The organism is Kitasatospora sp. NPDC007106, from assembly GCF_040634455.1.
Taxonomy (GTDB): domain Bacteria; phylum Actinomycetota; class Actinomycetes; order Streptomycetales; family Streptomycetaceae; genus Kitasatospora; species Kitasatospora arboriphila.
In genome coordinates this window covers 1-1137 of the sequence record NZ_JBEYFP010001401.1, presented here as the reverse complement: position 1 = coordinate 1137, position 1137 = coordinate 1, and the positions used below count along the sequence as shown (strand labels likewise).

Here is a 1137-nt window from a genome sequence, read left to right as displayed (position 1 = left end):
CGACAGGCGCAGAATCTCCTGCTGCCGCCGGCTACCGCGCCTTCCTGCACACCAGAGCGCAGCCACGGGACACCGGCGGCGAAGGTGCGCCCTGATCGGCGAACGCCGACTGGTCCTGGCGGACGAGCCGACCGGCGCGCTGGACTCCGCGACCGGCGACGCCGTCCTGGAGGTCCTGCGCGGACGCTGCGACGCCGGGGCGGCGGCGGTGATGGTCACCCACGACCCGGCACACGCCGCCTGGGCGGACCGGGTGGTCTTCCTGCGCGACGGCCAGATCACCGACGAATCGGTGCAGCCGCGGATCGAGGCCGTCCGATGAGCGCCGGATCGTGGCGGGCCGCGCTGCGGATCGCCCGCCGGGACGCGTGGCGGGCCAAGGGCCGCAGCGCCCTGGTACTGGCCATGGTGGCGCTGCCGGTGCTCGGTGTCGCCGGCGCCGACGTGGTCCACCGCAGCGGGCAGTTGACCGCCGCCGAACGCTCCGACCGGCTGATGGGCCGGGCGGACGCCCTGATCGGGGCGTACGCGCCCGGCCGGGCCGTCGAGCAGGCGGTCTTCCCCGACGACGGGGTCCGCACCCTGCCGCAACCGGCCGGCGCCGGGCAGGTGCCCACGCCGGACGGCGAACCCGCCGCGCTGCTGGCCACGTTGCTGCCGTCCGGCAGCACCCTGGTGCCGGCCCGTACCGGACCGGTGACCGGGGTGCACACCCCGGAGGGCCTGATGCCGACCGGAACCTTCGAGGCCGACCTGACCGGCCCGCTCTGGCAGGGCCGGCTGAACCTGGTGGCGGGCCGCGCGCCCGCCGCCCCGCAGGAGGCCGCCGCGACCCGGGAGTTCCTTGCCGAGAGCGGACTGCACCTCGGCGACCCGGTCACCCTCCAGGGTCTCGAGTCCGTGCCGCTCACCCTGACCGGCACCGTGGAGGACCCCGGCGACCTGCGGAAGGTCGAACTCGTCGCCCGGCCGGACACACTGTACGGGGCGCTGGACGCCGCCCAGGCCGCCGCCGGGCTCGCACCGCTGGGCAACGGGGCGCAGGAGGCCGCCGCCCGCAAGGCCGCCTGGCTGGTCGAGCTGCCCGCCGGAGCCACCCTCGACTGGGACCGGGTACGGGAGTTCAACCACGGCCGG

The 1137-nt window shown here is 76.6% G+C and carries 2 pseudogenes; both read left to right on the top strand.

The window, feature by feature from the left end:
* Positions 1 to 322 (top strand): annotated as a pseudogene (locus tag ABZ641_RS38805) (hypothetical protein); the annotation flags it as partial.
* Positions 319 to 1137 (top strand): annotated as a pseudogene (locus ABZ641_RS38800) (ABC transporter permease); the annotation flags it as partial. The pseudogenes ABZ641_RS38805 and ABZ641_RS38800, both read left to right, overlap by 4 nt.